The following is a 9,753-nucleotide window of genomic DNA, read 5'->3' as shown; positions in this document are numbered from 1 at the left end:
GGCCGTCGCGGGCTGCCGCGGCAGACCGCGCCGACGGCCAGACGCCCTGCTGGCCGACCGCGGCTACGACCACGACATCTATCGTCGCCTGCTCTGGCAGCGCGGGATCCGGCCCGTGATCGCGAAGCGGGGCGAGCCGCACGGCACCGGCCTGGGCATCTTCCGCTACGTCGTCGAGCGCACGATCTCCTGGCTCCACGGCTTTCGCCGTCTACGTATCCGCTGGGAGAGACGCGACGACATCCACGAAGCATTCCTCGGCCTCGCTGTCTGTCTGATCACCCACCGCCACGTCCAACGGCTTTGTTAGGGCCAGTAAGGCGGACAGCCCACAGCGGCCAGATGATGGCGGGGATCTTCCGGGCCCGGCCGGTCAGCTGCGCGGGCGTGGTGGTGGGCAGCGACGGGGTCGGCAGTGCGGTGCGGTAACGCAGGGCGGAGTTGGGCCACATCGTCGGCGCGATGCTCTTCAGGTGGACCGCCTCGAGCAGAGGGCTGTTGTGGCGGCCCCAGTTCCTGGTCACCGTGGGGCTGGTCCAGTGGCCGCGGTCCACGATGGCGCCGTGGAGTTCCCGCATGAAGGGGGCGGCGCGGCGGCAGTCGGCTTGTCCGAGGATGCGCCAGGCGGCGATCGCTCCCGCGGCGGCGGTCGCCGCGTAGGCCGGGGCCGCCCGGCCGGGATCCAGGGGCGCCCGGCGCTGGGCATCCGTCAAAGAGCTGTTGTGCTCCCGTGCACGGAAGTGGGCTGCCACCAGCTCCTCGGGAACCAGGCGCTCCATGCGCGGCGCGGGCATGTGGATCAGGACTCGACGTGCGATCCCTTTCATGTCGGCGAGTACGGCCACGGCGGGTTGCGGATCGTGGGCGTAGACGCCGAAAGCGCCGACACCAGTGGCAATCATGTCCAGCAGGGTCTGCTGGGTCAGGAGCGCGGGGTGCCCGGCATCGAAGCGCATCGTCTCGGTGTCGGCCAGCGGGTGGAGACACCGAGTCCGCGAAGCCGACGCGGTCGGCCGGCTGATGTGATCGCAGTGACCGGGTTGGGGGATGAGGTGGCTGGGGTGTGGGCGTTTACGGTGCCGTGAGGAGCACTTGGGGCAGAAGTCCGCGAGAAGCCGACGATGGGTGATGCAGGCAAAGGACCAGCCGAGCCGCCAGGCCAGGGGCCAGCGGCCTTCGTTGTCACGCAGGCAGTCCGGGCAAAACCGTGATCCGCTGCCACCGCCGCGCGGCGCCCACATGAACGATCCGCTGATCTGGTGCCGGTCTCGGTCTCGGTAGACGATGAGGGCCCGCTGATCGAAGTGCTGCAGCGTCATGGAGTGCAAGATGTCCGGTGGGACGCCGGTGGTGAAGGAGATGCGCTCGGCCTGATGCGGCTTCCGCTGCGTTACCCAGGGCGCCCAGCCCGACGGGGGTTGATACTCCTGACGCAGGCCCAGCGCCACCAGCAACTCGCCCGTGGGCATCCTGAGCCGGGCCGAGGTCGCCTCCACCCAGGAGTCCAACGCCTCCCCGACGATCGGCGCCAGCCGCAACGGCAGGGTACGGGGCCCTCTCACTCGTCCGTCTTCGTGGGCTTCGCCTTGCGGGGGCGGGGCTTGGTCGTCATCGTCCCGCGGGCGAACTTCTCCGCGAGGGCCTTGCGTGCCTTTTCCGCCGCCACGTCCAGTTTGACGTGGTCGAGGAGCTTCTGGTCGAGGACTTCGGTGCCCAGGCGGGCAGCGCGCTGGCAGCCTCGGTTGATGAGCGTCATCAGGGAGCCGATGTGTCCGCTGCTGCGGATGTAGAGGTAGTCGGACAGGTCGTCGGCGAGCATGCCGGGGTATGCCTGGCACAGCACGATCCGCTGTTCCAGCCCCAGCAGCAGCTTGCGCCACTCGAAGCGGTGCTTGTTGTTACTGACGGTGAAGGGTTCCATCGTCAGGGGCGTCGTGCGGCGTGCCGTCTGGGCGAGGGTGATGTTGCCGCGGGTGTGGGCCTCGGAGTACAGGCCGCGGTTGGCCAGGTCGACGCCGATGAAGATCAGGGTGACCGGGAACTCGTTCGCGATGTACTTGAAGTGATTGCTGACCTCGGTGCCGGTTTTGTCCTGCCATTTGAGGAAGTGCAGGTCGTCGATGATCAAGACCCTCGTCTCACACTCCAAAACGCAGTCCAGGGCGCGCTGCGCGAAGAGCGCGGCGGTGCCGGTCTTGCGGCCGGGGTGCGCGTAGTACTCCAGCAAGGACCGGTTGAATTCCTTCATGCCGATGTTGCTGGTCAGCCCGACCCGGCAAACCGGCCACCGCTCGTGCCCGGCGGCGGTGAACGCCCCCTCCCGCGCGATCACCTGCCGGTGGTACTTCAGCGCGAAGTTCAGGACCGCGGTGGTCTTGCCGAGCCCTGGATGGGCGTCCACGGCTACGGCGCCCTTGGCCTTGTCGCCGTCCTGCTGATTACTCGTGATGATGTCCCACAAGTCCTCCTGCAGAGCTTCGAGTTGAGGCGTGGCGAGCGGTCCGATGTTGGCGTGCCACACGGACCGCTCGTGTTCGTACTCCAGCAGCGCCGCCTCGCCGAGGTCCGCCTTCTGCTTGAGGGTGAGCAGCTCCGGCCGCTTCCGGGGCGGCGCCGTGGCCATCGCTCCCAAGCCCTCCTTCCGCGAGAGCGTGAGGTTGTCCAAGTGAGCGTTCTCGGGCGTCTCGGGCGGCATTATGCGTCCTCCATGGCGTCGTCGTAGAAGTCCTCAGCGGTGTCTGGGCCATCGAGCTCGTCGTCCTCGTCGTCATCCCCGGCTGCCGGGCCCTCGTACGGCTCGGGCTCGTACGCCGCCGGCTCCGCCAGCCCGTCCTCGTCCTGGTCGTCGGTGGCGGTGAGGATCCGGGCGACCGTCGGCAGCGCGCGCACGTCGTCCTCGGCGGTGTCCGGCAGGTCGAAGGCGGACTGTTCACGGGCCTGGCGCAGGGCCAGGCGCCGCTCGGCCATGGTCAGCCCGAGGCCCAGGTGCCAACGTTCGAGGAGTTCCGCGACCGCAGTCTCGTCGTCGGGATAGGGGTACTTCTCGCCCGCGACCTTCCGGGCGATCTCGATGGCGCCCTCGCTGATCGGGAACTTCTGGGCCGGGGCGTGTTCCCATTCCAGGGTGTGCCAGCTACGGGAGTCCGGACGGCGGAAATAGATGTAGTTGATGTTGTCGGGGTCGACCTGGACGGGCCACATCCCCTTGGCCTTGGGGCCGGTGTACGGGCTGGTCTCGCCCCGATAGCCGTCCAGGCCGGGGCCGTTGTAGCGGCACTTGCGGATCTCAACGCCGTAGTGGTGGGTCGGCTTCCACTCGGTCTTCAGGAACTCGAAGCCGAGCGCCGGATCACGCGGCACCTCGATATAGCCGGCGCGGGCGATGCCGTGCTCGAACATCTTCGCCGGAGACAGGCGCACCCCCGGCGCGTACGCATCCACGAGCCCCCTGTGCGGCCTGTGGTGATACACGCAGGCCACCCATTCCCGGATGATCGCCTCCAACTCGTGGAGGAAGAAGAACGCCTGGTCCTCCGGGTTCTCGCCCCGCGAGAACAGATCCGGGCCCTTGTAGCCGGGCAGCACCTCAAGCGGTCCCTCGCGCAGGGTCTTGAAAAAGCGTTCGATCGGTCCCTTGTCCCGGCCCGTTCGTAGCCGGGCCGGTTGGATCGACACGCCGAGCCGCTGGCAGACGGACGTGATGTGCTCGGAGATGTAGGGCTTGCCGTGGTCGACCACGATGGTCTCCGGCACCAGCGCCGGGCTCGCCACGCCGCGCCTCTTGACCTTCTTCGCCTTCCCTCCCTCCTCCTCTTCGGGTTCGAGGGCCTCGCGCTCGACGAACACGGTGCGGGGAATGCCGTGGTCGGGCCACACTGCGAACCCGGGCCAGTCCTTGCCGGCCGGACGGGGCCGGTAGGTCTGGAACATCACCGCCGCGACGTCGATCGACGACGTGGACACCGGCGTCACCCGGATCCCGCAGACACACCTGTCGTACCAGTCCATCGCGACCGTGAGTTCAGCCTGGACCCACTTCAGCGTGATCGGGTCCATCGCGAAGACGTCGAGGCGCGTGGTGTCCATCAGTAGGTACTCGCCCGGCCTCGTGGGCCGCAGCTTCCCGTACGCACCCGGCGGCCGGCCGGCGATGTCCCGGCGGCGCAGCCTTCGACTGCACCGGACAGTGCACATCCGGGCTCGGCCACGCGCTCCGGAGGTGAGGTGCCCGGACTGTGGGGTCTGCTCGGCATCGGTCCACAGTCGGTATGAGCGCCAAGTTGCTGACGTTCCGATCAGGCGCACCAGCCTGTGCGTACGCCGCTTCTTCTGCCGCAACGGCGCATGTCCGCGCCGGGCCTTCGCTGAACAGGTGGAAGGACTGGTCGGGCGCCGTCGACGTCGCAGTACCCGGCTCTGCCAGGAGTTGACCTCGATAGGTCTGGCGCTGGCGGGGCGGGCGGCGCCAGGCTGGCCGAGAAGTTATCGATTACGGTGAGCCGTATGACGCTGCTCCGTCCGGTCCGGGCCATCCCCGGCCATCAGCCCGTGATCGCGGAGGTCGTGGGCATCGACGACTTCGCTCTACGCAAGGGTGCCGTTTCCGGCACTGTGGTGATCAACATGGAGACGCACCGTCCCATCGACGTGTTCGCGGAGCGCGACGCGGACACCGTCGCCGCCTGGTTACAGGCTCATCCCGGCATCCGGGTGATCTGCCGGGACCGTGCCGGCGCGTACGCTGATGGCTGCCGCTTGGGCGCGCCGGGCGCCACCGAGGTTGCGGACTGGCGGCATCTGTGAAGAACCTCGGCGAGGCCGTGGAGAAGACCGTCGTCGCACACCGCGACTGCCTGCACGACCTCTTGACGAACCGGCCGGAGTGCAGACCACGGGTGACCCCGTGGAAGGCGGTGTGGCAGGGACCGTGCCTGCGGAGCATCCGCTCCCGGATGCGACGTCGGTGCCAGAAGAGCTGGAGGTCACTTTCCTAGCGGCGATCATCCCCCACCACCGCGGAGCCATCACGATGGCCGAGCTGGAGCTGCGGCGCGGCGTCGATGCAGACATCCGCACCCACGCAGAGAACATCATCGCCAGCCAGCGCCACCAGATCGACCAGTTCACCCGCTGGCTGCACAAATGGTACAACCTCACCCCCCAGCAGGCGGTGGAGCAGGTCTGCGAAGAAGCCCGCCGCGAGATGACGGCGATGGACCGTGAGGTGCAGCGGCACGCCGACGAACTGCGCCGCACCAAGGCGGGCATCGGGTTCGACATCGCCTTCGTAAAGCGGATCATCCCCCACCACTCAGCCGGCATCGTGGAGCTCCTGGAACCCCAGCCCCGGGCGTTCCACCCCCAGCTGCGGGTGGCCGCCGCCACCGGCATCACCACCCAGGAAGCCGAGATCGCCGACTTCCGCATCTGGCTTTCCGCCACGACGCACCGCTCACGGTGATCCGCCTGCTGGCGCCACACGCAATCAGACGTTTGACCGGCACCTACCCGCGACACCTGTACGGGGTAGGCACCTGCACGCCGCCCGGCCGTGCGGCTTCACCAGAACAAGGAGAACTGTGATGACCACGGTGGTCAAGGACATGCTGGACACCTACCCGGCCGACCTCGGCGGCGTCGACCGCGAGAAGCTCATGCGCTGCATCGAGGAATGCATTGCCTGCGCCCAAGCGTGTACCGCGTGCTCGGACGCCTGCCTGTCCGAAGAGCAGATCGGCGAGCTGGCCAAGTGCATCCGCACCAACGCCGACTGCGCCGACATCTGCAACGCCACCGCCGCGGTCCTCTCCCGCCACACCGGATACGACGCCAACATCACCCGCGCGATCCTCACCGCGTGCGCCACCGTCTGCAAAGCCTGCGCCGACGAATGCGAACGCCACGCCGACATGCACGACCACTGCCGCGTCTGCGCCGGAGCCTGCCGCCGCTGCGAACAGGCGTGCAACGACCTCATCGCCACCCTCGGCTGAAGTCGCGGCAGCCACGCGGACCCCGGCGATCACCTCTTCGCCGGGTCCTCTGCCATGCCCCCGGCCGCCTACGAGCGCGGCCAGGCGGCCGGGGTGCTCTGCGGCAGCGGGATCTCGTCCAGCCGCCCACTGATTCTCGCCGTTCTGGTCCGGCAGGCAGAACCGCACGTCCCCGGCCTCGTCCGCCTCATACGGCGCGTTCCCGACCGCCCGCAGCAGGGCCCGCAGTCGCGGGTAGGGCCTGCATCGCCCGGCCGCGCACCCCCTCGCCGCGCAGGGCGACCAGGGTGAAGGAAGCGACGTTCACCCCGGTGCGCCGGTGGCCGTCCGCGTGGGCCACCGCTCGCTCACGCCGTGAACGCGGTCTGTCGCGGGATGGTTTGGATCTTTAGGCTCTGCTCGTGTCGAAGCAGAAGCGGGGCAGGACGCACCGAACGCCGCAGAAGCGACATCGCCCCCTCGGTCCAGCGAGGGCGAGCACCTGTGTCCGCGCGCCTCACTCCGTCGAGCGATTGAACTGCGAAGACGCCCCCAAGTGGCGTCTGACCAGCATCACCGACTCGCCATACTCCGGCGGGTCCTCAACGACGACTCCCTGGCCCTACGGGCCCGGACCGCCGCGGCTTTCGTTCTCCTCTACGCGCCACCCGTCACCCGCATCGTCCGCCTCACTGCCAACGACGTCATCGACGACGGGACCGCCGTCATCGTCCGGCTGGGAGACCCGCCCTCCCCACTTCCGGAGCCCGTCGCTGACCTCATGCGGGCATACATCCAGTCCTGCCAGCACCTGCCCTACGCCAGCAGCAGAAGCTCACAGTGGCTCTTCCCCGGACGCCAGCCCGGCCAGCCGATGAACCCGGTCAGCCTTCAGTCCACTTGCGTGAGATCGGCGTCCCGCCGCAGCGCGGCAGGACCTCCGCGACCCGCCAACTCGTCCTCCAGGCCCCGGCCCCCGTCATCGCGAAAGCCCTCGGCTACCATGACAGACCGCCACCCGCCTGGTCACTGAGGCTGGCGGAACCTGGAGCCGGTGCGTCCCTGGCGACCACACACGGTGACACGGTTCGGTCTCACCGAGGGACACGGTCCAGCCGATTTCACCGCCATTCATTCCACGGCCGGATCCGACTGCCGGAGCGTCCTCCAGTACTGGCGTCGCTTCTCGTCCCTCACGACGACGCCGAGACGGGCCAGTTCCTCACGGAGCTCTTGAACGTCGTCGTCGGAGGAACTCTTCTTCTCCAACGACTCCTGGCGGGCCTTGAGGATGGCGTTCGCACCCTCTGGGAGGCCGGGAGTGTCAGGGACCCAGCGGTGGAACTCGTCCTTGTACGGATCGGCGTCCGCCCACACGTAACCGTGCTCGGTAAAGGCGTCGGCAACGCGGCCGACGTTCAGGTCGCACTCTTGCCGGGTGAGCTCGCCACCGTCGTGGCCGAGCAGGACAAGTTGCTTGCCGTCCCGGAACACTGCGGCAATGGCGTCGCGCGAGAACTCCTGCGCACGCCCCTTGCATGTGAGCACAACGCGGTCTTCCGACAGACGAACCACCAACTGCTCGTGCTGAGCAACAAATCCAAGGGCCAGCCCAGCCACCGAACCCGCGGCGGGCAGCCACGGAGCGGGGATCGACGCAATGAGCTCGGCCGGCCCCTGCAGCGGTGCCCAGGGAAGCGTCACCAGCCAGTCGGCCAGGAGGCCGACCAGCCAGCCGACACCCGCCCCCGCCAGCATGAAAACGAAATAGACACACACAGTACTCAACGTGGGCTGTCGAAGCACGGTGAGCCGACTCCCTTGCGACTCCCGCCCGATTCCCTTGCACATGTTCATGTTCCCTCTCGCCTCCAGCGTCACGTAATAATAGACCGAGCGCTCAGTCTATTAATGCCCACCGAGACCAGAGTCGAGAGTTGATCAGAGAGAGGCTCCGATGAGGACAGTCGACCCGGCCAGGCGCCGAGCACGGCGCCGGCACATCGTCAACACCGCGGCCGCGCTCTTCGCCGCCAGAGGTTTCGAGCGCACCACCACGGCAGAGATCTGCAAGGCCGCCGGCATGAGCGCAGGCAACCTGTTCCACTACTTCCCCAACAAGCGCGCGATCTTCCACGCCGTCTTCGAGGACGCGGAGCACGACGGCGCTACCAAGGCCGAGCGTCTCGCCGCGGCCCGCACCGCCGACGACCCGTGGACCGCACTCCTCGACACCGTCGACCTTCTCGCCGCCCCCGCCGCGGAGCCGCTGGTCCCCGCCCTCGTCATGGAGGCGATGATCCAGGCCTACCGCGACCCCGAACTCGAAGTACTGCTGAGTCGCGACAACGATGAGGAACGGTCCACCATCACCACCCTGCTGCACAACGCGGCCGCAGCAGGCCAGATCGACCCCACCCTGGACCCCGACGACACCGCAGCCTGGATCATGGCACTCATCGCCGCTCTCTACACCAGCGCCGCCACCGACCGGTCCTTCACCCCGGCCGCCCAGCTTCCCACCCTGCGCCTGATCCTCCATCGCTTCCTACACCAGGAACCGGAGCGATGAACAGGCACTCCATAGGACTCAATACAGCCGCAAGCACACAGAGTGATCTTCCGGCCGCATCAGCGGCGAATACGCGACACCTCAACAAGCGAGCCCAGCAGTCCCGACGCCGGAGGCCGACGCCGAGCTGGAGTTCCTCACCGGCGAGCTGCAGGGCTCTCATGATCCGCACGGCCCCGTGTTCGCCTGCCTCGCCGCTCTGTCCGGCATGGAGCGTGAGTACATCCGCGACCACACTCTTGAAGGTCATGAGGCCGCCCGTAAGCGCGGCAAGATCATCGGCGACGACGACCAGGCACGAATGTGCCCTCGACCAGACACCGAAGCCACTGGGTCAGAGGTAAGACAGTGCCGTGCTGAGGCCAGTCGCTGCCGTGCACGAGTGAGCCTTCCCGGATTGGGGTTTCGTGGGCCGCAGGAGCCGGTACTGGGATTACCGTCGCCGTTGCCGAGGCACCGGGAAGGGGAGCAGGACCATGATGGGCGCCAAGCAGGTCAAGGTGGGACTACGGGTCCGGGACCTTCAAGCATCTGGTGATCTCTACTGTCGGCTGGGGTTCCGTGAGATTCCCAATGACGAGCAGCCGAACCTGCGTTACTTGACCTTCGGCCACACCTGGCTGATCCTGTCGGACCTGTACGCCCACGAGTACAACCGACCGGAGGAGGAGCAGGCGGTCAAGTCCGGCCCGCTCGGGCTCGGTTTCGCGCTGGCTCTTCCGACGCGGGATCTGAATGCCGTGTACGACCTGTGGCGGCGCGAGGGGCTCGCCGTGGTGAGTGAACCGAAGGACACGGCTTGGGCCCGGATCTTCGTCGGCCAGGACCTGGACGGTTACGAGGTGGTGTTCGAGCAGTTCCACGACGCATACCGGTCCTAGCCGTGCTCGTTCAGTCATTCCAAGAAGTACAGGGATGGCCCTGCATCGGGACCGGCGACACCCACCACAAATGCCTGGCAACATGCCGGGGCCCGGTGCGGAGCCGCGAGGGCTTCGCCGGGCCACCACCCGGGCCGCGGCCCAGGACGCCACCGGCACCGCTGGCGTCCTGGCCGCCCTCGCCGCAGCCAGCCTGGCCACTGGCCACCCCACCGACACCCTGTCGCTGATCGTCGCCCTGGCCCTCCCGCTCCTGTCCACCCCCACCAGCCACGTCCTGACCGACCGGATCCTCGAAACCACCGCCGGCGCCGTATGCGGCATCCTC

10 protein-coding genes and 1 pseudogene are annotated in these 9,753 nt (G+C 67.9%); 7 read left to right on the top strand and 4 right to left on the bottom strand.

Features of this window, described 5'->3' with window-relative positions; translation table 11 throughout:
- Nucleotides 1-310 (top strand): transposase (locus ACWDZ7_RS42030; RefSeq protein ID WP_451804134.1); only part of this gene is annotated, 310 nt, incomplete at its 5' end.
- On the opposite strand, the gene ACWDZ7_RS42025 is transcribed toward ACWDZ7_RS42030, so the two are convergent.
- From ACWDZ7_RS42025 to ACWDZ7_RS42015, 3 genes and pseudogenes are all read right to left on the bottom strand, one after another.
- Nucleotides 279-1,538, bottom strand: coding sequence for a TniQ family protein (locus tag ACWDZ7_RS42025; protein WP_451804132.1), 1,260 nt, complete (start codon nucleotides 1,536-1,538; stop codon nucleotides 279-281). The two genes, ACWDZ7_RS42030 and ACWDZ7_RS42025, sit on opposite strands and share 32 nt — an antisense overlap.
- A gap of 20 nt (nucleotides 1,539-1,558) precedes the next feature.
- Complete coding sequence (locus tag ACWDZ7_RS42020; protein WP_451804130.1) at nucleotides 1,559-2,695, bottom strand: TniB family NTP-binding protein; 1,137 nt, start codon at nucleotides 2,693-2,695, stop codon at nucleotides 1,559-1,561.
- A pseudogene (locus ACWDZ7_RS42015) lies at nucleotides 2,695-4,188 on the bottom strand (transposase); the annotation flags it as partial. The gene ACWDZ7_RS42020 and the pseudogene ACWDZ7_RS42015, both read right to left, overlap by 1 nt.
- A gap of 315 nt (nucleotides 4,189-4,503) precedes the next feature.
- Here ACWDZ7_RS42015 and ACWDZ7_RS42010 point away from each other — a divergent pair.
- From ACWDZ7_RS42010 to ACWDZ7_RS42000, 3 genes are all read left to right on the top strand, one after another.
- On the top strand, nucleotides 4,504-4,803 hold the full coding sequence (locus ACWDZ7_RS42010; RefSeq protein ID WP_451804128.1) for a transposase: 300 nt from the start codon (nucleotides 4,504-4,506) through the stop codon (nucleotides 4,801-4,803).
- Nucleotides 4,804-4,963: 160 nt separating this feature from the next.
- Nucleotides 4,964-5,461 carry a DUF305 domain-containing protein gene (locus ACWDZ7_RS42005; protein ID WP_451804126.1) on the top strand — a complete coding sequence of 166 codons (498 nt, stop codon included), beginning with the start codon at nucleotides 4,964-4,966 and terminating at the stop codon, nucleotides 5,459-5,461.
- A gap of 121 nt (nucleotides 5,462-5,582) precedes the next feature.
- Nucleotides 5,583-5,993 carry a four-helix bundle copper-binding protein gene (locus tag ACWDZ7_RS42000; protein WP_451804124.1) on the top strand — a complete coding sequence of 137 codons (411 nt, stop codon included), beginning with the start codon at nucleotides 5,583-5,585 and terminating at the stop codon, nucleotides 5,991-5,993.
- Between the two features lie 1,110 nt (nucleotides 5,994-7,103).
- On the opposite strand, the gene ACWDZ7_RS41995 is transcribed toward ACWDZ7_RS42000, so the two are convergent.
- On the bottom strand, nucleotides 7,104-7,823 hold the full coding sequence (locus ACWDZ7_RS41995; RefSeq protein ID WP_451804122.1) for a YqeB family protein: 720 nt from the start codon (nucleotides 7,821-7,823) through the stop codon (nucleotides 7,104-7,106).
- Nucleotides 7,824-7,929: 106 nt separating this feature from the next.
- Between ACWDZ7_RS41995 and ACWDZ7_RS41990 the strand changes: the two genes are divergently transcribed.
- The 3 genes from ACWDZ7_RS41990 to ACWDZ7_RS41980 form a co-directional block, all read left to right on the top strand.
- Complete coding sequence (locus ACWDZ7_RS41990) at nucleotides 7,930-8,544, top strand: TetR/AcrR family transcriptional regulator (RefSeq protein WP_451804120.1); 615 nt, start codon at nucleotides 7,930-7,932, stop codon at nucleotides 8,542-8,544.
- Between the two features lie 479 nt (nucleotides 8,545-9,023).
- Nucleotides 9,024-9,425 (top strand): VOC family protein, encoded by a 402-nt coding sequence (locus tag ACWDZ7_RS41985; protein WP_451804118.1) that lies wholly within the window; start codon nucleotides 9,024-9,026, stop codon nucleotides 9,423-9,425.
- Between the two features lie 70 nt (nucleotides 9,426-9,495).
- A partial coding sequence (locus ACWDZ7_RS41980; protein ID WP_451804116.1) for a hypothetical protein occupies nucleotides 9,496-9,753 on the top strand: 258 nt, incomplete at its 3' end.

This window comes from Streptomyces sp. NPDC003032 (genome assembly GCF_053591415.1).
The sequence above is the reverse complement of the archived record's forward strand: the minus strand, read 5'-3'. Positions and strand labels throughout refer to the sequence as shown.

Coding starts and splice junctions, on each gene's coding strand:
- ACWDZ7_RS41985 (WP_451804118.1), top strand. CDS start 9,024: ATGGGCGCCAAGCAGGTCAAGGTGGGACTACGGGTCCGGGACCTTCAA.
- ACWDZ7_RS42020 (WP_451804130.1), bottom strand. CDS start 2,695: ATGCCGCCCGAGACGCCCGAGAACGCTCACTTGGACAACCTCACGCTC.
- ACWDZ7_RS42000 (WP_451804124.1), top strand. CDS start 5,583: ATGACCACGGTGGTCAAGGACATGCTGGACACCTACCCGGCCGACCTC.
- ACWDZ7_RS42010 (WP_451804128.1), top strand. CDS start 4,504: ATGACGCTGCTCCGTCCGGTCCGGGCCATCCCCGGCCATCAGCCCGTG.
- ACWDZ7_RS41995 (WP_451804122.1), bottom strand. CDS start 7,823: ATGTGCAAGGGAATCGGGCGGGAGTCGCAAGGGAGTCGGCTCACCGTG.
- ACWDZ7_RS41990 (WP_451804120.1), top strand. CDS start 7,930: ATGAGGACAGTCGACCCGGCCAGGCGCCGAGCACGGCGCCGGCACATC.